Annotated in this window: 18 protein-coding genes; 9 read left to right on the forward strand and 9 right to left on the reverse strand. The window is 74.0% G+C overall.

The features are described from left to right. The 3 genes from murJ to ACEQ2X_RS15435 form a co-directional block, all read right to left on the reverse strand. On the reverse strand, positions 1-1,290 hold a 1,290-nt coding region (gene murJ / locus ACEQ2X_RS15425), incomplete at its 3' end, for a murein biosynthesis integral membrane protein MurJ (RefSeq protein WP_370326720.1). Further along, positions 1,287-3,425 (reverse strand): DUF6049 family protein, encoded by a 2,139-nt coding sequence (locus tag ACEQ2X_RS15430; RefSeq protein WP_370326721.1) that lies wholly within the window; start codon positions 3,423-3,425, stop codon positions 1,287-1,289. The genes ACEQ2X_RS15430 and murJ, both read right to left, overlap by 4 nt. Then, positions 3,422-3,934 carry an NUDIX hydrolase gene (locus ACEQ2X_RS15435; RefSeq protein ID WP_370326722.1) on the reverse strand — a complete coding sequence of 171 codons (513 nt, stop codon included), beginning with the start codon at positions 3,932-3,934 and terminating at the stop codon, positions 3,422-3,424. The genes ACEQ2X_RS15430 and ACEQ2X_RS15435 overlap by 4 nt, the downstream gene beginning before the upstream one ends. Positions 3,935-4,122: 188 nt before the next feature. Here ACEQ2X_RS15435 and ACEQ2X_RS15440 point away from each other — a divergent pair, with 188 nt between their 5' ends. The 3 genes from ACEQ2X_RS15440 to ACEQ2X_RS15450 are packed head-to-tail and all read left to right on the forward strand — an operon-like array spanning position 4,123 to position 7,503. Continuing rightward, the gene (locus tag ACEQ2X_RS15440) at positions 4,123-5,226 is read left to right on the forward strand and encodes a type IV pilus twitching motility protein PilT (protein ID WP_370326723.1); all 1,104 of its coding nucleotides are present in this window, start codon (positions 4,123-4,125) and stop codon (positions 5,224-5,226) included. A 30-nt stretch (positions 5,227-5,256) separates the two neighbouring features. After that, a complete protein-coding gene (locus tag ACEQ2X_RS15445; protein ID WP_370326724.1) occupies positions 5,257-6,738 on the forward strand; it encodes a CCA tRNA nucleotidyltransferase in 1,482 nt (493 codons plus the stop codon). Positions 6,739-6,747: 9 nt separating this feature from the next. Further along, positions 6,748-7,503: a class I SAM-dependent methyltransferase gene (locus tag ACEQ2X_RS15450; RefSeq protein ID WP_370326725.1), complete on the forward strand. Its 756-nt coding sequence runs from the start codon at positions 6,748-6,750 to the stop codon at positions 7,501-7,503. Between the two features lie 209 nt (positions 7,504-7,712). Here the strand turns inward: ACEQ2X_RS15450 and ACEQ2X_RS15455 are convergent, their stop codons facing one another. Both ACEQ2X_RS15455 and ACEQ2X_RS15460 read right to left on the reverse strand, forming a co-directional pair. Further along, positions 7,713-8,537 carry an ABC transporter permease gene (locus tag ACEQ2X_RS15455; RefSeq protein WP_370326726.1) on the reverse strand — a complete coding sequence of 275 codons (825 nt, stop codon included), beginning with the start codon at positions 8,535-8,537 and terminating at the stop codon, positions 7,713-7,715. Continuing rightward, positions 8,534-9,571 (reverse strand): ABC transporter ATP-binding protein, encoded by a 1,038-nt coding sequence (locus tag ACEQ2X_RS15460; RefSeq protein ID WP_370326727.1) that lies wholly within the window; start codon positions 9,569-9,571, stop codon positions 8,534-8,536. The genes ACEQ2X_RS15455 and ACEQ2X_RS15460 overlap by 4 nt, the downstream gene beginning before the upstream one ends. Before the next feature lie 171 nt (positions 9,572-9,742). Between ACEQ2X_RS15460 and ACEQ2X_RS15465 the strand changes: the two genes are divergently transcribed. Next, positions 9,743-10,726, forward strand: a complete 984-nt coding sequence (locus ACEQ2X_RS15465; RefSeq protein ID WP_370326728.1) for a helix-turn-helix transcriptional regulator — start codon at positions 9,743-9,745, stop codon at positions 10,724-10,726. 9 nt (positions 10,727-10,735) lie between these two features. On the opposite strand, the gene ACEQ2X_RS15470 is transcribed toward ACEQ2X_RS15465, so the two are convergent. Then, positions 10,736-11,854 carry an inositol-3-phosphate synthase gene (locus tag ACEQ2X_RS15470; protein ID WP_370326729.1) on the reverse strand — a complete coding sequence of 373 codons (1,119 nt, stop codon included), beginning with the start codon at positions 11,852-11,854 and terminating at the stop codon, positions 10,736-10,738. Beyond that, complete coding sequence (locus ACEQ2X_RS15475; RefSeq protein ID WP_370326730.1) at positions 11,851-12,501, reverse strand: PadR family transcriptional regulator; 651 nt, start codon at positions 12,499-12,501, stop codon at positions 11,851-11,853. Before ACEQ2X_RS15475 ends, ACEQ2X_RS15470 begins: the two co-directional genes overlap by 4 nt. 193 nt (positions 12,502-12,694) lie before the next feature. On the opposite strand from ACEQ2X_RS15475, the gene ACEQ2X_RS15480 reads away from it, so the two are divergent. The 4 genes from ACEQ2X_RS15480 to ACEQ2X_RS15495 all read left to right on the forward strand — a co-directional run bounded on the left by ACEQ2X_RS15480 (position 12,695) and on the right by ACEQ2X_RS15495 (position 17,911). Then, positions 12,695-13,141: a DUF5318 family protein gene (locus ACEQ2X_RS15480; RefSeq protein WP_370326731.1), complete on the forward strand. Its 447-nt coding sequence runs from the start codon at positions 12,695-12,697 to the stop codon at positions 13,139-13,141. A 33-nt stretch (positions 13,142-13,174) separates the two neighbouring features. Continuing rightward, the gene (locus tag ACEQ2X_RS15485) at positions 13,175-15,313 is read left to right on the forward strand and encodes a transglycosylase domain-containing protein (protein ID WP_370326732.1); all 2,139 of its coding nucleotides are present in this window, start codon (positions 13,175-13,177) and stop codon (positions 15,311-15,313) included. A 301-nt stretch (positions 15,314-15,614) separates the two neighbouring features. Continuing rightward, positions 15,615-16,754 carry a glycosyltransferase family 4 protein gene (locus ACEQ2X_RS15490; RefSeq protein WP_370326733.1) on the forward strand — a complete coding sequence of 380 codons (1,140 nt, stop codon included), beginning with the start codon at positions 15,615-15,617 and terminating at the stop codon, positions 16,752-16,754. 8 nt (positions 16,755-16,762) lie between these two features. Next, a complete protein-coding gene (locus ACEQ2X_RS15495; RefSeq protein WP_370326734.1) occupies positions 16,763-17,911 on the forward strand; it encodes a glycosyltransferase in 1,149 nt (382 codons plus the stop codon). On the opposite strand, the gene ACEQ2X_RS15500 is transcribed toward ACEQ2X_RS15495, so the two are convergent. Continuing rightward, the gene (locus ACEQ2X_RS15500; RefSeq protein WP_370326735.1) at positions 17,883-19,139 is read right to left on the reverse strand and encodes a glycosyltransferase 87 family protein; all 1,257 of its coding nucleotides are present in this window, start codon (positions 19,137-19,139) and stop codon (positions 17,883-17,885) included. The two genes, ACEQ2X_RS15495 and ACEQ2X_RS15500, sit on opposite strands and share 29 nt — an antisense overlap. Before the next feature lie 24 nt (positions 19,140-19,163). Here ACEQ2X_RS15500 and ACEQ2X_RS15505 point away from each other — a divergent pair, with 24 nt between their 5' ends. Next, positions 19,164-19,526 (forward strand): hypothetical protein, encoded by a 363-nt coding sequence (locus ACEQ2X_RS15505; RefSeq protein ID WP_370326736.1) that lies wholly within the window; start codon positions 19,164-19,166, stop codon positions 19,524-19,526. Here the strand turns inward: ACEQ2X_RS15505 and ACEQ2X_RS15510 are convergent, their stop codons facing one another. Next, positions 19,527-20,900, reverse strand: a complete 1,374-nt coding sequence (locus ACEQ2X_RS15510) for a cytochrome bc complex cytochrome b subunit (protein ID WP_370326737.1) — start codon at positions 20,898-20,900, stop codon at positions 19,527-19,529. It abuts the gene before it with no gap. Between the last annotated feature and the right edge of the window lie 12 nt (positions 20,901-20,912).

Here is a 20,912-nt window from a genome sequence, read left to right on the forward strand (position 1 = left end):
GGCGCCGACGGCGACCCGGTCGAGCTGGAACATGAGCACCACGCCGACGGCGAGTGAGACCCCGACGCGGATCAGGCTCGCCCGTGCGGGCGTCCGGGTGTCGCCGAGGCCGTACAGCGCCGACTGCAGCAGCCGGGCTGCGGTCGCGGCCAGCAGGCCGAGGCCGTAGGCGGCGATGATGGCCCAGACCTGGACGGTGTTGGCGCGGGTGAACTGGCCGCGCTGCAGCAGCGCACCGACGACCAGGTCGCCGGCGGCCACGAACGCGACCGCGATGGGGACGACGAAGTAGGCGATCCGCGCCAGGCCGGTCCGGAGCCGGCGGGCGATGGCCTCCGCAGCGGCACGGCGGTCCGCCGTCGCCATCGCGCTCGAGAGCTCGGGCAGCTCCGAAGCCGCGACGCTCATGCCGAACAGGCTGATCGGCAGCAGGTACAGCGTCTGGGCGTACCCGAGGTTCGCGATCGCCCCGGTCACGAGGAAGCTGGCCAGGGCCAGCTCCACGTAGGCGCTGACCTGCACGACGCCGCGGGCGCCCGCGATCGGGGCGAAGCGGCGCAGCACGGTCCGCGTCTCGGCGTCGAGGTGGAGCGACAGCCGCAGGTCGCCGACGAGCTCGCGGACCTGCGGGACCTGCACGCCGAGCTGGAGCCCGGCGCCGACCACCGTCGCCCACCCGAGGGTGAGGGCGATGCCCCGCGCGTCCCCGCTCAGCAGCACGCCGGGGTCGACGACGTCCGCCTCGGTGAAGACGAACAGCCCGGCGACGACGAGCGCGACGATCTGGGCGACGTTCCACAGGACCGGCGCGACGTAGGAGAGGAAGAACCGGCGGTGGCTGTTGAGCACCCCGAGGCACCACGCGGATGCGACCAGGAGCCCGATGCCGGGCGTGACGATCGCGACCAGCCGGACGGTCAGGTCCCGCTCCTCCCCCACCAGGCCTGGCGCGATCAGCGAGGTCACCGGCCCCGCGGCCAGGACGCCGACGACCACCAGGAGGCCGGTGACCCCCAGGAGCAGGGTGAGGACCGTCCCGGCGACCTTCGCGGCGGCGCGGGGCCGTCCCTCGGCCAGCAGCCGCGAGTACGACGGGATGAACGAGGCGCTGAGGACCCCCTCCCCCAGGAGGTTCTGCAGGGCGTTCGGGATCTTGATGGCGGCCCGGAAGGCGTTGGCGGCGATCCCGCTGCCGAGGAACGCGGCCATCGCGATCTCCCGCAGCAACCCGCTGATGCGCGACAGCCCGATGCCGGCGCCGACCAGGAGGGACCCGCGGCCCTCGCTCATGCGGCCGGGGACTGGCGGGTCCGGCGCTCGTGCCGGCCGACCTTGCGGCGCCGTCGGCCCTGGCGGACACCCCAGACGAGGAGGACGAGCACGCTCCCGACGCTCGCCACGAGCCCCACCACGGGCACCGCCGCGGATCTGACGCTGATCTGGGTGCGGGCGATGCGGAGCGCACCCGTGGGGTCGCTGATCGTCACCGCGACGGGGGCGAACGCGCCGGGGTTCAGGGCCCGGGCGTCGAAGACGAGCCGCTGGGACGACCGGGCCGGCAGCGTCACCGCCTGGGTGTCGTCCGCGAAGTCGAAGCGCGTTGCCTCGACCGACACGACCAGGTCGACGTCGACGTCGCTGCCGTTGGTGACGGTGATCGGGACCTCGCCCGTCGTGGCCGTCAGGGTGATCGGGGCGCTCGGGACGATGCCGACCGCGCCGGTGAGCCCGGCCATGTGCTGCAGGACGTCGGTGCTCCGCCCCGCCCCGAGGGACCGCAGCTCGGGGTCGCGGTACGCCGTCGACGGGACCACCTCGAGGGACTCCGAGAACGACTCGGTCGTCGGGTCCCCCTCCGGCAGCACCGCGCCGAGCGGGATCAGCGCGGCACGGGCGTCGGCGTACTGGCGGACGTAGGTCTGCGGCAGCTCCGAGGCGGCCGACCGGGGCGGGTAGGCGAGTCGGACGACGCGGTCGGAGGGTGCGACCCGCCGGCGGAGCTCCGAGAGGCCCACCGGGCGCAGCCACGGCGCGTCGGCGACCGCCGCCGTGACCGCCGCCAGGACCCCGTCGGGGAGGTCCGCGCCGGTCTGGGCGGACAGCAGCAGCGCCTCGGAGCGGGGTCCTCCCGCGTCCGCCAGCCACGCCGCGGCGGTCTCGGCGAGGACGCGCTGCACGACGGCGGGGACGCCCTCGGCGGCGGGGTCCGCGAGCACCTGGGACAGGACGTCGTCCGGGACGAGGATCCGCACCTCGCCGCCGTCGGCCGTGCGAAGCCGGCGGATCGGCTCGAGGTCCCCCTCGTCGGCGAAGGACAGGTACCGCTCGTCGAGCAGCACCGCCTCGGCGTCGGCGGGGCCGAGGGCGGCGAGCGTCTCGGCGTCCAACCCGTCCGGGGGGACGAGGACGCCGGTCGTGACCGGAGATCCGGTGGTCGCGCTCGTCGCCGACCCGCCCTCGGCCACCAGCTCGAGGGCGGGGTCGGCGAGGTCGGCCCGGACCAGGGCGACGAGGTCGGCGGCGGCGTAGGGGTAGGCGATCGTCTCGACGTCACCGCGGCGGGCGAGGCGGGCGGCGGCCTCGACGACGGTGCCGGCGCGGCGGGCGACGCGCCGGTCGTCGGGCACCGCCGTCCCGTCGGCTCGGACGTACCCGTCGGCCATCGCGGTCAGGTCCTCCAGGGTGCGTCCGTCGGCGGCGAGGACCACACCGGCGGCCGACCCGTCGGCGGCGACCGCGTCGAGTTGGTCCGCCTGCGCGACGAGGGGGCCGTCGGGTCCGACGGCCGCCTCCGCGGTCGCGTGGGCGATGTCGTCCCGCAGGGGGATCGCGTCGCTGCGGAGGTGCACGACCGTGGTGGCCGGCAGCGGAGCCGGACCCTCGGGCGGCAGGACGACGAGGCTGGTCACCACGGCGCCGACCGGCTCGGCGCCGTCGAAGACCTGCAGCTGCACCGGGTACACGCCGGCGCGGTCCTCGCCCTGCAGCGACAGCGACGCGGTCTCGGTGCGGGCGGTGACCAGCCGGGTCGTACCCGCCGTCAGGTCGGGCAGCGGCGCGCTGGTGGCGTCGAACACCGAGCCGAGGTCGCCGTCGAGGGCGGCCTGGAGCCCCGTCCGCCCATCGGCCCGGGCGTGGACGGTGGTGACCAGCCGCAGGTCGCGGCGGTCCTCCGCGCCGGCACGCAGGGCGAGCGTCGCGGTGAGGGCCGCGTCGGGGTCGGTCGCCTCCACCACGGCGTCGAGCTCGACGATCGTGAGCTCGACCCCGACGGGACCGGCCGGGGTGTCCTGGGCTGGCGGGGGGGCCGGGTCCTGCTGGGCTCCCGCGGGCGCGCTCGGCGCGACGAGGGCCGGGACCAGCAGCGACAGGACCAGCAGCGCCAGGACCGCCGCCCGCACCCGGGTGGCGCCGCGCGAGGTCACGGCCCGGTCTCCCGGGGTGTGCGGACCTGATCGGCGCCGGGGTCGGGGTCGGGGTCAGTGGCGTCGTCGGTGGATGCGCTGTCCAGGGCGCGGCGGACGAGCCGTGCCTCGTTCGGGTGCGCCAGCCGGTCGAGGGCCTCGTCGATGGGGAGCCACGCGACGTCTTCTGCCTCGTCGTCGCGGCGGCTGAAGTCACCGCCCTGCAGGCCCATCAGGTAGTAGTGGACGTACTTGTGGTACCGCACGCGGTCCGGCCGCCACACGAACCAGTAGTCGACGACGCCGAGCTTCGCCTCGATGCGGGCCTCGAGCCCGGTCTCCTCGCGGACCTCCCGGACCGCTGCCTCCTCGAGGTCCTCGCCCTCCTCGAGCCCGCCCTTCGGCAACGTCCACTGGAGCACACCGCCGGCGTTGCGGTGCGCGATGAGCACGACCCAACGCCCGTCGGCCCGGTCGTCGTAGACCAGACCGCCGGCCGAGGTCGCGTGCTTGGTCGGGTAGCGGGCCATCAGGTGGCGAATCCGCGGCGCGGCCGAACGGCGCCGCACAGGTCGATCGGCCGTCAACGATACGTGGTCGGTGTCGCGATGTCGGGCAGCGGAGGGGGACCTGGCTCCGTGGGGTCAAGGTCGGCGGCCCACCTGCCGATGGTAACCGAGGGCCGGACGACCACACCTCCGCAGGGGCGACGCAGACCATGCACATCAGGGACTACCTCCAACTCCTCGTCGACAAGGGCGGGTCAGACCTGCACCTCAAGGCGGGGGGCCCGGCCTACGTGCGCATCGACGGCGACCTCAGCGAGATCCACGACCTGCCGTGGCTGTACGCCGAGGACACCGAGCGGTTCGCCCTCGAGGTGCTCGAGGGTCGTGCGCTCGACGCGTTCCAGCGGGGCCAGGAGGCCGACTGCGCGTACGGCGTCAGCGGGCTCGGGCGCTTCCGCGTCGCCGTGTTCCGCCAGCGCGGCTCGGTGGGGCTGGTCTTCCGCCGCGTCCTGCCCGGCAACCAGGACTTCGACCAGCTCGGGCTCCCGCCGGTCTGCCGCGCGCTGGCCGAGGAGCACCGCGGGCTGGTGCTCGTCACCGGCCCGACCGGCTCGGGCAAGACCACGACGACCGCGGCGATGATCGGCCACATCAACGCGACCCGGCGAAGCCACATCGTGACGATCGAGGACCCGATCGAGATCCTCCACCCCGACCAGCTCGCGATCGTCGACCAGCGCGAGATCGGCGTCGACACCGACAACTTCGCGACGGCGCTGCGGTCGGTGGCCCGCCAGGACCCCGATGTGATCTTCATCGGGGAGATGCGCGACGTCGAGACGGTCACCGCCGCCCTGCAGGCTGCCGAGACCGGCCACTTCGTCATCTCGACGCTCCACACCACGAACGCCACTGAGACGATCAACCGCATCCTGGACCTGTTCCCGCCCCACCAGCAATACCAGGCGCGCCTGTCGCTGGCTAACGCGCTGAAGGGCATCCTCTGCCAGCGGCTCGTGCCGCGCATCGGCGGGGGCCGGGTGGCTGCGATCGAGGCGTTCGTGATGACCCAGCGGCTCTACGACTTCGTCGTCGACCCGAGCAAGACCGAGGACATCACCGACGCGATCGCCGAGGGCTCGTACTACGGGATGCAGACCTTCGACCAGCACCTGCTCGACCTCTACCGCCGCGGTGAGGTCACGATGCGCGACGCGCTGGCGGCCGCCACCAGCCCGCACGACTTCCGCATCGCGGTCCGGGCCGCCGGGCTCGAGGCCACCCCGGAGCCCGTGACGCGCCTGACCGGCTGACCGCCTCGGGGTGATCCGTACGATGGGGTCATGGCCACCGACGACGTCGCGCTCCGCGATGCCCAGCTCCAGGCGCTCGGCGCCCTCGTCGACTTCCCGGTCGCCGACGAGCTGGGCGAGCGCTTCGCCGCCGTCGGCCACGAGCTGCACCTGGTCGGCGGCACGGTCCGCGACGCGCTGCGGGGCGCGGCGGACTCCCCCGACCTGGACTTCGCCACGTCGGCCATGCCCGAGCAGACCGCAGCGGTGCTGGGCGGCTGGGCCGACCACGTCTGGCTGACCGGAGCGCGGTTCGGGACCGTCAGCGCGGTCCGCGGTCCGCACCCGATCGAGATCACCACCTACCGCTCGGACGACTACACGCCCGGGTCGCGGCACCCCCAGGTGCGCTTCGGCGACGACATCGTGACCGACCTGTCCCGGCGGGACTTCACGGTGAACGCCATCGCCGTGTCCCTCCCCGACCGGCGCGTCGTGGACCCCCACGGCGGCTGGGAGGACCTCGCCGCCCGGGTCCTGCGCACCCCCATCGAGGCGAAGGCCAGCTTCGCCGACGACCCGCTGCGGATGATCCGGCTCGCGCGGTTCGCCGCCACGCTGGGGTTCGCGCCGGACCCGGAGGCGGTGGCCGCCGCCCGGGCGATGGCGAGCGAGCTGCACACGATCTCCGCCGAGCGCATCGCGGCCGAGCTGGACAAGCTCGTCTGCGGTCCGCACGTCGCGCTCGGCATGGACCTCCTGGTCGAGACCGGGCTGGCGGACATCTTCCTTCCGGAGGTCCCGGCCCTGCGCATGGAGGCGGATCCGGCCCACCACCACAAGGACGTGTACGCCCACACGATGGCCGTCGTGGAGTCGTGCGCCGCGGACGACGTCGTGCTGCGCCTGGCCGCCCTGCTCCACGACATCGGCAAGCCCGCCACCCGCGAGTTCCACCGGGACGGGACGGTCAGCTTCCACTCCCACGACGTGGTCGGCGCCCGCATGACCCGGGCGCGCCTCCGCGAGCTGAAGTACCCGAAGGACGTCATCCGCGACGTCAGCGAGCTGGTGCGCCTGCACCTGCGCTTCCACGGCTACTCCGAGGGCGAGTGGACCGACTCGGCAGTGCGCCGCTACGTCCACGACGCGGGCTCGCCCGACCAGCTGCGCCGCCTGAACCTGCTGACCCGCGCCGACGTGACGACGAAGAACCGCGCGAAGCGCCGGCGGTTCGCCCAGGCGATGGACCACCTGGAGGAGCGGATCGCCGCCCTCGCCGAGCAGGAGGCGCTCGAGGCCATCCGCCCCCCGATCGACGGCACCCAGGTGATGGCGTACCTCGGGATCACGCCAGGCCCCCTCGTCGGCGAGGCGTGGGACCACCTGAAGGAGCAGGCGATCGACCACGGCCCGATGAGCGAGGACGAGGGGTTCGCCCTGCTCGACGTCTGGGCACGGGACCGGGGCATCGAGGTCGTCGGCGAGAAGGTCCCGCCCAAGCCCAAGACGTCCGCCACCGACGGCGGCTGAACCCCGCCCGTGGGGTTCACCGACCACCGCGGTGAGCCGGCGGAGGTCCCCGACCCGCCGGCGGAGGGCTCGGCGTACGCCCAGATCGGCCGGTTCCAGGCCGGTGAGTACCACCGCAACGCCTTCGCCCGCCACACCGCGCAGGAGGCGGGTGTCCTGGCCGAGGTGCTCGCCGTCCGGCCGGGGGATCGCGTCGTCGACGTCGGGTGCGGTGACGGGCGACACGTCGCGGCGCTGGCTGCGCGCGGCGTCGCGGCGGTGGGCATCGACCTCTCCCCCGAGGTCCTCCGCGGCTCGCGGACCGGCGCCCCGTCCCTCGTCGCGGCCAGGGCCGCGGCCCTGCCGCTGGCGGACGCGGCGGTGGACGGCCTCATGTCGGTCTGCCAGGGCGGGTTCGGGATCACCCCCAGCCACGACCGCGCCGCCGTCGCGGAGTGGGCCCGGGTCGTCAGGCCCGGCGGACGTCTCGCACTGACGGCGTTCTCGCTGGCGTTCGCCGCGCGGTACCTCGCCGAGGGCGAGGCCCTCGACCTCGACCGGGGGCTGCACCACCACGTGGCCGACGTCCGCGGGCCCGACGGCGCACGTCAGGGGTTCGACCTGTGGACGGCCGCGTACAGCGTCCCACACCTGGTCGACCTCCTCGAGCACCATGGCTGGCGCGTCGTCGGCACCGCGGGGGTCGAGCCAGGGGGCTACCAGCGCGTCCGCCCCCCGACGGTCCTCGACCCGGAGGTGCTGATCTGGGCCGAACGCCGCGAGTAGACATCGAACCACAGCCGGGTGGTTCAGCGTCGACCCCCCACCTGGGAGTTCAACCCAGCTCTTGACGGTGGTTCACAGGTACCCCGTGAGCCACAGGACCCAGGGGCACCGGTGGACCGCTGACCTGCGGATTCCCGTCCAGGTCGGGTTGCGGTGTCGAGCTGGGCGGAGCTCCCAGGCGGGATCGGGGGACAGGATCACGGGCAGGGCTACTCCGCACTGCCCCTCATCGCCCTGATGCCGATCGCCAACCCGACCACGGCGGTGGCGGCAGCCGCGATCACACCGGCCAGGACGTCACCGCTCCACAGGTCACCCGCGAAGAGGGCCCGTTCGGCGTCGAGCAGGTGGGTGAGCGGGTTCGCCTGCGCGGCCACCCGCATCCAGGCCGGGCCGGCCTCGAGGGGCAGCAACGTGCCCGACAGGATCAACAGCGGGAAGAGGAACGTCTGCTGCACCGCCCAGAACATCCACTCGGTGCGGCGGACCGCGATCGCCAACGCGTGGCTGAGGGCGCCCAGGCCGACACCGAACGTCGCCAGCAGCACCAGGCCGAGCAGTGCGCCGGGAAGGTGCAGGCGGAAGCCGAACGGCACGACCGCGGCCACGATGACCACGGACTGGGCCGCGAGGGTCACGATCTCCTTCAAGGCCCGACCGGCGAGGAGCGAGGCGCGGGAGAGGGGCGTGACCAGCAGGCGCTCGTGGGAGCCGGTCTGGAACTCCGCCAGGAGGTTGGCCCCCGTGGTCGACGTCCCGAACAACGTGGTCATCACCAGGATGGAGGGGACGAACCACTGCCAGGCGGACCCTCCGACGACGGCGTCGTCCCCGACGACGCCGGAGAGGAGTGGCCCGAACAGCCCCAGGAAGACCAGCGGCTGGACCATGCCGAAGACCACGCTGAACGGGTCCCGCAGCAGCGGTCGCAGCTCGCGCTGCAGCACCAGGGCCACGTCGCCGAGGACACCACGCCGGCGCACGGCGTCGACGGCGGTGGGGAGGGGCTGGACGGGTGTGCTCGTGGTGCTCATGCGGTGATCTCCTCGCGGGTGGTGGTCGTGCGGGTGGGGTCGGGGGTCGTGTCGGCGGTGGGGCGCTCGATGTCCGCTCGGCCGTCCTCGCGCAGGCTGCGGCCGGTCAGGGACAGGAACACGTCGTCGAGCGTCGGCCGGTGGACGTCCACGGCGAGGACGGCGGTCCCCGTCGACGCGGCGGCGGCCAGCACCGCCGGGACCGCACGAGGGCCGTGGGCCACCCGCGCCTCGAGTCGCTGGTCGCGCGCCGCCACGTCGACGACCTGGGGGAGGGCCGCGAGGGCCCCGGACAGCGCCACGGCGTCCGGCGCCGTGGGGACCTCCAGGTCGACGCGGTCGCCCGCCAGGTCGGCCTTGAGCGCCTCCGCGGTGTCGTCGGCGATGACCTCGCCGTGGTCGACGACCACGACCCGCTCGGCCATCGCGTCGGCTTCGTCGAGGTAGTGGGTCGTCAGCACGACGGTCATGCCGAGCTCGGCCCGGATCCGCAGGATGTGCGCCCACAGGTTCGCGCGGCTCTGCGGGTCGAGTCCCGTCGAGGGCTCGTCGAGGAAGAGCAGCGTCGGCTGGTGGACGATGCCCATCGCGATGTCGAGGCGGCGTCGCTGCCCGCCGGAGAGGTCGCCGACCTTCCGTCGCGCGAGCTCCGCGAGGTCGAGGGCCGCCATCAGCTCATCCGCCCGGCTGGCAGCCCGGTCGGCGCTCAGCCCGTGGATCCGTCCTTGGCTGCGCAGCTCGTCGCCGACCAGCTGGGCGTGGCCGGCGCCGTTGCCCTGGCCGACGTACCCGATCCGACGGCGGACCTCGGCAGGCGCGGCGACGACGTCGTGGCCCACGACCGTCGCGGTCCCGGCGGTCGGTGCCACCAGCGTGGTCAGCATGCGGAGGGTGGTCGACTTGCCCGCGCCGTTGGGCCCGAGCACCGCGACCAGCTCGCCGGGCGAGACGTCGAGGGTGATGCCGCGCACGGCGTGGACGACCTCGCCGCCGGGCACGGTGAAGTCCTTGGACAGGGATCGCAGGTGGATCATGGGGGCGCTCCTCTCGGTGGTGGTGCGACCCATCGTCCGATCTGCAGCGGTCACATCCTGGCCGCATCAGCGGCACTGCGGTCAGTTCCTGGCCGCTACGAACCACGGAGTTTCACGTGGCACAGCGGCGAGCGGCCACTATCTGTCCGCAATCGGCGGCATGATCGGCGCATGAGCACCCCGAGCTCGCGCCTGTTCCGCCTGCTGACGTTGCTGCAGTCCCGGCGCTACTGGACCGGCCCGGAGCTGGCGGATCGCCTCGACGTCTCGGCGCGGACGCTCCGCCGGGACGTGGAGCGGCTGCGTGACCTCGGCTACCCCGTCGAGGCCGCCCGCGGCGTCGACGGCGGCTACCACCTCGCGCCCGGTGCGTCGCTGCCGCCCCTCGCGGTCGACGACGAGGAGGCGGTCGCCCTCGCGATCGGTCTCCGCGCGGTCGCCGGGACGATGACCGGCATGGAGCAGAGCGCCATCCGGGCGCTGGGGAAGGTCATGCAGGTGATGCCCGCCCGGTTGCGGCGGCGGGTCGACGCCCTCCAGGAGGTGACGGAGGCAGGGCCTGGCGTCGGCGGCCCGGCGGTCGACGCGCTCGTCCTGACCGACCTGGCGGAGAGCTGCCAGAGCGAGGTCCGCGTCAGCTTCGCCTACACCGCCGCCGACGGGACCCGCACCGAGCGGGACGTCGAACCCCACCGCCTGGTGTCACACGGCCGGCGCTGGTACCTGGTGTGCTACGACGTCGACCGCCGCGACTGGCGCAGCTTCCGGCTCGACCGGATCAGCGACGTCGTCCGCACCGACCGCCGCTTCCGCCCCCGCCCGCTCCCCGCGGACGACGCGGCGACGTTCGTGGCCGAGGGCTTCGACCGCCTCGCGGCCAGCACCCGCACGACCGTGCGCGTCCGGGTCGCCGCTCCCGCGGAGGTCGTCGCCGCCGTGGTCCGCCGGTGGGGTGAGGTCGAGGCCCGGGGTGCGGAGCACTGCGAGCTCCGCATGGTCGTGGACCCGGGCGACCGCGGCCTCGACTGGGCGGTCTTCGCGCTGGGCTCGGTCGACGCGGACTTCGAGGTCATCGAACCGCCGGCGCTGACCGACGCCCTGGCCCGCTGGGCGGACCGCTTCACCCGGGCCGTGCAGCGCACGGCCCGGGGCTGAGCCGTAGGGTCAGGCCCGCTCGGCCGTCGGGACGTCGGCCTCGTCGAACGAGCCGGCGATGAACTCCTCGACCATCTGGTGGCAGACGCTGTCGGCGTACTGCACCGGCGGGGACTTCATGAAGTACGACGACGGGCCCAGCAGGGGGCCGCCGATGCCGCGCTCGCGCGCGACCTTGATGCAGCGGACCGCATCGATCACGACGCCAGCGGAGTTGGGGGAGTCCCACACCTCGAGCTTGAGCTCGGCGTTCAGGGGCACGTCACCGAAGTTCCGTCCCTCCATGCGGATGTAGGCCCACTTGCGGTCCTCGAGCCACGGCACGTGGTCGGAGGGGCCGATGTGGATGTTCTCGCCGTTGATCTCCTTGATCATCTGCGAGGTCACCGACTGGGTCTTCGAGATCTTCTTCGAGGTCAGCCGCTTCCGCTCGAGCATGTTCATGAAGTCCATGTTCCCGCCGAAGTTCAGCTGGTAGGTGCGGTCGATGGTGACGCCGCGGTCCTCGAACAGCTTGGTCAGCAGGCGGTGGGTGATCGTGGCGCCCACCTGGGACTTGATGTCGTCGCCGATGATCGGGACGTTGGCCTCGGTGAACTTCGCCGCCCACTCCGGGTCGGTGGCGATGAAGACCGGCAGGGCGTTGACGAAGCCGACGCCCGCGTCGATCGCGCACTGGGCGTAGAACTTCGCGGCCTGCTCGGAGCCGACGGGGAGGTAGCAGACGAGCACGTCGGCACCCGAGGCGCGGAGCTCCTCGGTCACGTCGACGACGGGGTCGTCGGACTCCTCGGCGACCATGGAGTAGTACTCGCCGAACCCGTCGAGGGTCGGGCCGCGCAGCACGGTCACGCCGGTCGGGGCGACGTCGGCGAACTGGATGGTGTTGTTCGGCTCGGCGACGATGGCCTCGGAGAGGTCACGACCGACCTTCTTCGCGTCGACGTCGAAGGCGGCCACGAACTCGATGTCGCGCACGTGGTAGCCGGCCAGGTCGACGTGCATCAGCCCGGGCACGCGCTCGGTGGTCGGCGCGTCCGCGTAGTAGGTGACGCCCTGCACCAGGGAGCTGGCGCAGTTGCCGACGCCGACGATCGCGACGCGGACCTTTCCTTCGTGTGTGCTCATCGGGTGTTCTCCTTGGGGCGCGTCTCTTCGATGGCGCCGGGTCGGTCGGAGTGGTCGGGGTGGTCGTCGTCTGCGTCGGGGGGAGCGGTGGCGTCGGGCTGGTCGAGCGGGTCGAGCAGGTCGGGTGGGTCGGCACCCGCCTCGGCGGCGATCAGCTCGTCGATCCACGCGAGGTCGTGCTCGGTCTGCTCGACGCCGTGGCGCATCAGCGACAGCGTGTAGGGGTCGGCGCGGCCTCGGCGGGCCCGGGTGAGGCCTGCGCGGCCCTCGGACAGCTTCTCCTCGAGATAGTCGCGCCGGCGCTGGAGCAGCCACACGCGCGACTCGGTCGGCAGGTAGCGGAAGAACGCGAAGCGGAGGGGGAACTTCTCCTCCTCCCACGCGCTCGACGAGCCCTGCTCGATCAGCTCGATGAACTGCCGCTCGCCGTCGGGGGTGATGCGGTAGACCTGGCGACGGCGTGAGCGCCCGTCGGTGTCGGCGAGGCGCTCGACCGCACCGGCGGCCTCGAGCTTCTTCAACGTCGGGTAGAGCGACCCGAACGACACGGTCCAGAAGAACCCCAGCCGCTGCCCGAGCTGCCGCTTCAGCTCGTAGCCGTGCATGGCCCGCTCCTTCAGCAGGCCGAGGATCGCGAGATCCAGCACCGGGGCTCCTCCTCTCCGACTCGTCGACATCCGGCCGTCGCGCGGCCGTGGAGCCCCAATGTATCGCGCCGATGTATCGCCGCGCTATATCAGCTCGATACTGCGCCACGATACATGCGCGGACCGCATCCCGTGTGGGTGCCCCGGGAGCCCCGGGCAGCCGTGGAGGACGGCCTCTGGCAGACTGCGACGCGTGACGTCGACCGGACGCATCGACTACCGGATGGCCAAGCGCGCCTTGGTGAGGCAGGTCACGCGCGGCGCGGTCGCCATCCAGGACGTGATCGACGCGCATCCCGAGCTGATGCGCGCCGCCCGCAACATCGGCACGGAGACGGCGCGGACCTGCCCCATCTGCCGCCTGGCGGATGACCGCGCCGACGTGCCCATCGACGCGGAGAACACCGTCCGGGAGGTGACGTACGTCTACGGCGACGCCCTCCGGCAGCGCGCCGGCCGCGTCGTGTGGACGACCGAGGAGCTCCACGACCTCGCCGCTCGCTACCCGAGCTTCACCGCCTACACGGTGGAGTGCTGCCTCGTGTGCGGCTGGAACCACCTGGTCACCGCGGAGCTCTTCGGCACCGATCACGTCCCGGGCCGCGACCTGTCGGCCCGCCTGGGCGACGCACCCCGCTAGCGCCCCCGCCCCCTCCGCGCCAGCATTGGGCTGATGCCCCCCGAACCTCGTCGTCCCCGCCGACGCCGTAGGCGCTGGCCGCGCCGCCTGCTGGCCCTGGCCGTCGTGCCCGGCCTGCTGGCCGTCCTGGCCCTCACGGGGGTGCTGCTGGTCATCTTCGTCGCCGAGCCCCTGCCCGTCGACGAGGGGGAGGGTGCGCGGCTGCTGGACGTCACCGGCGACGTGGAGTACGCCCAGCTCTCCGCGCAGTTCTCCCGGCGCGATGTCCCCCTCGACAGCCTCCCCGCCCACACCGTCGACGCGGTCCTCGCCGCGGAGGACGCCGACTTCTACACCCACCCGGGCGTCAGCGTCCCGGGCGTGCTCCGCGCGCTGGTCGAGAACATCCGGGCCGGCGAGGTCAGCCAGGGCGGGTCGACGATCACCCAGCAGTACATCAAGGTGATCAGCCGCGACGATGCCCAGACCCTGTGGCGGAAGGTCCGCGAGGCCGCCCTGGCGATCAAGCTCGAGCGGACCTACACCAAGGACGAGATCCTCGAGCGCTACCTGAACGTCGTCTACTTCGGCCGCGGCGCCTACGGCATCCAGGCGGCGGCCCAGGCCTACTTCGGCATCGACGCGTCCCAGCTGTCCCTCGAGCAGTCCGCGGTGCTGGCCGGCGTGCTGCCCGCCCCGTCGCGCCACGACCCGCTGGTGGACATCGCCGCGTCCCACCAGCGCTACCGCTACGTCCTCGGCCGGATGGCGGAGGAGGGCTGGCTCGACCCCACCCTGCTCGAGGGGCTGTACGCCGCCCAGCCGCCCACCGTCGAGCGGCGGACGGCCGTCCGCGATGACGCGCCCTGGTTCACCTCGCTCGTGCGCCAGGAGCTCGACCAGCTCGGGTTCGCCGACGGCCGAGGCCTGGAGGTCACGACGACCCTCAACCTGGGCGTCCAGCGCCACGCCGAGGCCGCGTACGCGCCGGCCTTCACGTCGACCACCGCGACCGGTGCGCTCGTCGCGGTCGACCCGGGCTCGGGGGGTGTGATCGCCGTCGTCGGCGGCGAGGACTACGCGACGGACCAGCTCAACCTGGCCGTCGCCCTGCGCCAACCCGGCTCGACGTTCAAGCCGATGGCGCTCGCCGCATGGCTGGCTGACGGCCGGTCGCCCGAGACGGCGTTCGACGCACCGGCCACGCTCACCATCCCGGGCGCCGACGACGGCCGGGACTGGACCGTCTCGAACTACGGGGGCGCGGCGTACGGCTCGATGAGCCTGCGCCGTGCCACGTGGCGGTCCTCGAACACCGTCTACGCGCAGGTGGCCGCCGAGATCGGCTTCGACGCCGTGGCCGACGTCGCCACCCTCGCCCTCGGGCGGGGTGGCACGGGGCGGCTGGTCGGCCCGTTCGCGCCGGCGTTCGCGGGCGTCCCCTCACTGGTGCTCGGGACCGCGGAGGTCACCCCGCTCGAGATGGCCGGCGCCTACGCGACCCTCGCCGCCGGTGGCGTCCACCACCGCCTCCACACCGTCGTCGAGGTCCGCCGGGACGACGAGGTGCTGTACACCGCGTCGCCCGCCGACCAGCGGGTCCTCGACGACGACGTCGCGCTGGCCACCACCGACGTCCTCCGCGGCGTGGTCGAGCAGGGCACCGGCACCGCCGCGGCCATCGGCCGTCCGGCCGCCGGGAAGACCGGCACGACCCAGGACCACGGCGACGCCTGGTTCGCCGGCTACACCCCGCAGGTGGCGGCGGTCGTCTGGATGGGCAACCGCGACGACCGCTCCAGCCTGCCGGGACAGGAGACCGGCGGCGGGCTCCCCGCCCGGACCTGGGCGGACTTCATGGCCCGGACCCACGAGGGCCTCGAGGTCCGGGACTTCCCACAGCCCGACTGGTCGGCCTTCGGCGAGCAGCGGCCGGCGCCCACCGAGACCGCCACCGCCACGCCGACGCCCACCCCGACCGCCACGCCGACGCCGACGCCCACCCCGACCGCGACCGCGACGCCGTCCCCGACGGCGGTCCCCGAGCCGACCGGCGGCCTGCCGACGGTCCTGCCCACCGCGGTGCCGATCGATCCGCTCCCCAGCGGGACGCCGACGCCGACACCGACCACCACGCCGACGTCGGCCGCACCCCCCACCGCCGCCGAGCCGCCGGACCCCGACCGGAGCTGACCGACCGATCAGGAAGGGCTTGACCGGTCTGGCGGCGCCTGCCATACTCCCCCACGGAGTCGCGGGGTCCTCCCCCGTATCCCGCGGGTTCTGGTGCCGTCGATCCCCCGTGGACGGCACCAACCAGTTCGCCCTCGCCACCCCCCCGTTGGCGAGGGCGAACCTCGTCCGGGGCTGGGGTCGTCCGGGGCTCGGGTCGTCCGCGGATAGGGTGGCTCGAGGTGACGGGTTCACGGTCACGTCGCCCGCCGGCAACCTGTCGCTCGCCCACCCGGCCCCGTCGACGCCCACCCTGGTCCCCATGCGCATCGCGATCATCACCGAGTCGTTCCTGCCGACCGTCAACGGCGTCGCGAACTCGGTCGCGCGGGTCGCCGAGGAGCTGGATCGCGCCGGCCACGACGTGCTCATCATCGCGCCGGGGAGGGGTCCGTCCCGCCACGGCGGCGCTGCGGTGGTGCGGACCGCGTCGGTGCCGCTGCCGGGGTACCAGTCGATCCCCGTCGGCATGCCGTCCGCGTGGACGGCGGCGGAGCTCGAGGCCTTCGCGCCCGACGTCGTGCACGCCGCCGGGCCGGTCGCGCTCGGTGCATGGGGGCTGGCTGCCGCCCGGCGGATCGGCGTGCCCGTCGTGGCGGTCTACCAGACCGACTTCGCCCGGTTCGCACGGCACTACCGGGTGGGGGCGGCCGAGGGTCTGGCCTGGCGCTGGCTGCGGAAGATCCACTCCACCGCCGAGACCACGCTGGCCCCCTCGAGCGCGGCCGCGTGGGACCTGCGCCGCAACGGGATCCCGCGCGTGCGCATCTGGGGGCGGGGCGTCGACGTCGACCGCTTCTCGCCGACCCGCCGCGACCCGGCCCTGCGCCGCCGGCTGGCGCCCGACGGCCGCCTGCTGGTGGGCTACGTCGGTCGCCTGGCGCCGGAGAAGGACGTCGGGCTGCTGCAGGGCCTCCGCGGTCTCGACGGGACCCGGTTGGTGGTCGTGGGCGACGGCCCGGAGCGCGACCGCCTGGCAGGGCGCCTCCGCGGCGCGACGTTCACCGGTCACCTCGACGGGACCGATCTGGCCCGCCTGTTCGCCTCCCTCGACGTCTTCGTCCACACCGGCCCCCACGAGACGTTCTGCCAGACCGTCCAGGAGGCGCTGGCCAGCGGCGTCCCCGTGGTCGCCCCGGCGTCGGGCGGCCCCCTCGACCTCGTCCGCCACGGCGACAACGGCGTGCTCTTCAGACCGGGGGACGCACGCGCGCTCCGGCGAGCCGTCGCCGGACTGGTGGCCGACCGCGACAGCCGGCGTGACATGACCGCCCGGGCGCGACCGGGGGTGCAGGACCGGACCTGGGCGGCGCTGACCGACGAGCTGGTCGCCCACTACGCGACGGCAGTGGCCGGCCACGCCCCCGAGGCGCACCCGGCCCCCGTCGCGGCGACCGCGTAGGCAGCGCCGTGCGCATCGTGCAGGTCGCGAACTTCGTCAGCCCCACCTCGGGGGGCATCCGCACCACGCTCGCCCACCTCCGCCAGGGGTACGCGACGGCGGGGCACGAGCCGGTGCTCGTCGTCCCCGGCGCGCGCGACGGCGCGCACAGGTCCGACGGGGCGACCGTCGTCACCGTCCGGGCCCCGCGGATCCCGCGCTCCGGCGGCTACCGGATGATCGTGGACCTGGGGCGGGTCCGGCGGCTCCTCGACGACCTCGACCCCGACCGGGTGGAGGTCAGCGACCGCTTCACGCTCCGCGCGGTCGGGGACTGGGCGGCGGTGCGCCGGGTCCCCTCGATGGTCGTGGTCCACGAGCGCCTCGACCGGCTGGCGTCCGTCCACCTGCCGTGGATCCTCCGCCCGGCCGTCCTCGCCCGCCGTGACAACGCCGCGGTGGCGGCACGGTTCGACACGGTCGTCTCGCCGTCGCGGTGGGCGGCCGAGGAGTTCACCGCAGCGGGCGTCCACGACGTCCACGTGGTCAGGTGGGGCGTGGACGCCGACGTCTTCCGACCTGATCGGCGCAGCGCGGTCCTGCGCCGCCGGCTCCTCGGCGGTGAGTCGGTGCTGGTGGTGATGGTCTGCCGCCTGTCGCCGGAGAAGCAGCCCGGCAACGCCCTCGCCGCACTCGCCGCGCTGCGCCGGCGCGGGATCGACGCGCGCCTGGTGGTCGCGGGGACCGGCCAGGCCGAGCGGGGGCTCCGCCGACGGGCCCGCGACCTGCCGGTCACGTTCCTCGGGCACCTCCGCGGACGCGAGCACGTCGCCGAGCTGCTCGCGTCAGCCGACGTGGCCATCTGCCCCGGACCGATCGAGACCTTCGGGTTGGCTGCACTCGAGTCCCTCGCGTCGGGCACCCCGGTCGTGGCCGCCGCCTCCGGCGCGGTCGCCGAGCTGCTGGACGAGCCGTACGGCGCGGCGGCCCACGGCTACGGCCCCGCGATGGCCGCGGCCGCGGTGCGCCTCCTCGACGGCGGAACCGACGCACGCCGCCAGGCGCGGGCCGCCGCGGAGGGGCACGGCTGGGACCGCGCCACCCAGCACATGCTGCACCTCCACGGCCTGGCCGACGCCCCGCACGGCATCAACCCGGTCGCGCCGCCACGCCCGTAGCCGGCGGTGTCCCTGGCGGGGCCGGGGCGGGCCGCGGGGTGCGGATCCCCGCCGCGACGACGGCGACGAGGAGCACCGCCCGGACCGCCACCGCGAGGCCGAACGGCTCGTAGCCGAGCGCGGGTTCCACGCCCTGCTGGCCGGCGAGGAAGGGGAAGCGGGTCAGGACGACCGCGGTGTCCGCCAGCGCCCACGCCGCCACCAGTCGCAGGTCCACCCGTGCCAGGGCGAGCAGCGGGAGCAGCCACAGGGAGAACTGGGGCGAGTGGACCTTGCCCGCCACCAGCAGCCAGGCGAGCAGCGCCAGGACGAGCCCGCGCTCGTCGATCCCGCGACCAGCGATCCCGTGGCCCTCGTCTCCGCGGTGCAGCGCCACCCAGGCGATGGCCGTCCAGCCGCCGACGACGGCGACGGCGACCAGCACGTTCGCCACGTCGACGGTCAGCGCCCGGCCGGTGAGGACCTGCAGGCCGTACCACGCGGTGTCCCAGTCCACCGGGCGCTCGCCGTTCAGCACCAGCCAGGCGTCCCAGCCCTCCGGGGCCAGCACCGCCACGGGCACCTGCACGGCCAGGACCGTCGCCGCCGCCGTGCCGACCAGCTGTGCCGCAGCCCGCCCTTCGCCCCGGTCCCACCGCAGGCCGGCCAACCCCGCCACCGCGACCAGCGGGAAGACCTTCACCAGCGCCCCCAGCCCGAGCGCCGCACCGGCCAGGACCGGTCGGCCGCGACGGGACGCCACGAGCCCGGCGGTCAACCCGAGGACGGCGAGCGCGTCCCAGTTGGTGGTCGCCACCAGCACCAGCGGCGGAGCCGCGGCCACGACCAGCAGGTGGCGGCCGGCCAGCCCGAGCTCGGCCGCCTCCCCGGCCACGAGCCGCACGCACCCGAGCCAGGCCGCGACCTGCAGCGCCGCGGTCACGCCGAAGAACCCCGTCGGCCCCGTCGACAGCCACCCGGCCACCAGCCACTGGAGGGCCGTGAGCGGCGGGTACTCGGTCATGACGTCGACGTAGGGCAGCGGCGCGGCGGCGAGGTCGCGGGCGTGCCCGAGCGCCAGGACGTCGGAGTAGCACCACGCCCAGGCCGTCTCCGCGCGCGTGAGCCCGTCGGCACCGAGGCACCCCACCCGCACCGCCACCCCCGCCGCCAGCAGTGCCGCGGCGACCGCGACGGGCCACCACGGCACGCGGTGAGGGGGCGCGACGCTGCTGTCGGCGGGGGTCACAGGCGCTGACGATACGGTCTGGCGGTGGGCACGACCTCCGATCCGGTCCTGGTGGCGAGCCGCTACCGCGGCACCGCGGAGCTGCTGGCCGCGCTGCTCGCCCCCCTCGGCGCGGTGACCGTCGTGGGGGTCGACGCCGACGGGGTGGACGCCCTGGATGACGCCGTCCGGGCCGCCCGGGGCGTCGTGGTGGTCACCGCCGCACCGGGCGACCCCACCCTCGCCGCGGTGCGCGCCGCGATCGACCCCGGCCGGGTGGTCGTAGTGACGTGGCACCCCGCCGACGAGCGGCCGTCGCTGCCCGACGGCGTCCCCGTGCTGGAGCCGGACACGATCCGCGCCCGGCTGCTCGCCGTGGTCACGGACCTGCGTGGAGCCCGCGGGTGATCAGCTGGTGCTCATCGCCGACGGCTCGAAGCGGCTCTGCGCCTCGAGCTCGTTCGTCGCGACCCGCGCACCCGCACGCTCGAGGCGGCGTCGGCACCAGACGTAGAGCAGGCCGGCCAGCAGCGGCGGCACGACGAGGATGGCCGCCCGGAAGAGGAAGACCATGTCCTCGATCGTGATCCCGGTCATCCGGCTCAGCACGTCGTTGGTCGCGTTCGCGGACGTCAGCAGCACGAACGTGAACGTGCCCATGATCATCGCGGCCCGCAGCGGGATGTCGAGCGGGTTGGTCAGGACGTGCCACTCGCCCTCGAGGCCGTAGAACCGGCGCTCGATGAACGGGTAGGCGATCAGCGCGCCGAACAGCAGCCCCGGGATCAGCACGCCACCGATGAACACGGTGTTGATCGTCGCGCCGAGCACGCCGAACTCGACCGGCGGGATGGCTCTGAGCAGCCCCTCGGTCCAGAACATGAACCAGTCGGGCTGGGCGGAGTTGCCCACCTCCCCCGCCACGTACGGACCGAGCAGCTCGACGTCGCTCCAGGGGATCAACGTCGCCGACGCGGCCAGCAGCCCGCCGACCCACAGCAGCAGGGTGCCGGACTCGGCGAACTGGCTCGGCCACAGCGGCTTGCCGACGATGTAGGTGTGCCCGTCGACCTCGTCGTTCGGCATCTGGGTGTGCTTCTGGCGGACCAGGATCGCGACGTGCACGGCGATCAGCCCGGCCAGCAGCAGCGGCAGGACGAAGACGTGGAGGGCGTGGAAGCGCGGGATGACGTCGCCCGTGGGGAACTCGCCGCCGAAGACCCAGAACGCGATGTCCTCCCCGACGTACGGGATCGACAGGACGATCGAGTAGGCGACCCGCAGACCCGTGCCGGCGAGGGAGTCATAGGGCAGGGAGTAGCCGAGGAACCCCTCCCCGAGGGCGAGGGTGAGGAGCCCGATGCCGATGTGGTAGTTCAGCTCCCGCGGCTTCCGGAACGCCCCGGTCATGAGGATCCGCAGCATGTGCAGGACGATGGCGGCGATGAACAGGTGGCTGGCGGCCCGGTGCACCCGGCGGACGAACAGGCCCCCCGGCACGTCCTCGCTCAGGCGGACGATCGACTCGAAGGCCGCCGGGAGGGCCGTGCCGGCGAAGAACTCGTTCTGGCCCGCGTAGACCGTCGCCTCCGTCGAAGCCCGGTAGAAGAGGGTCAGGAAGATGCCGGTCGCGACCAGGACGACGAACGCGATCGTGGCGACCTCGCCGAGCAGGAACGACCAGTTCGACGGGAACACCTTGTTCGCGACCTGGCGGGTGGGCCCGCGCAGGCGCATGCGGTCGTCGAGGGCGTCGAGGAGGGCGCTGAAGAGGGGGGTCATGGGGCGTCGGCT

The organism is Euzebya sp. (assembly GCF_964222135.1).
Taxonomy (GTDB): Bacteria; Actinomycetota; Nitriliruptoria; order Euzebyales; family Euzebyaceae; genus Euzebya.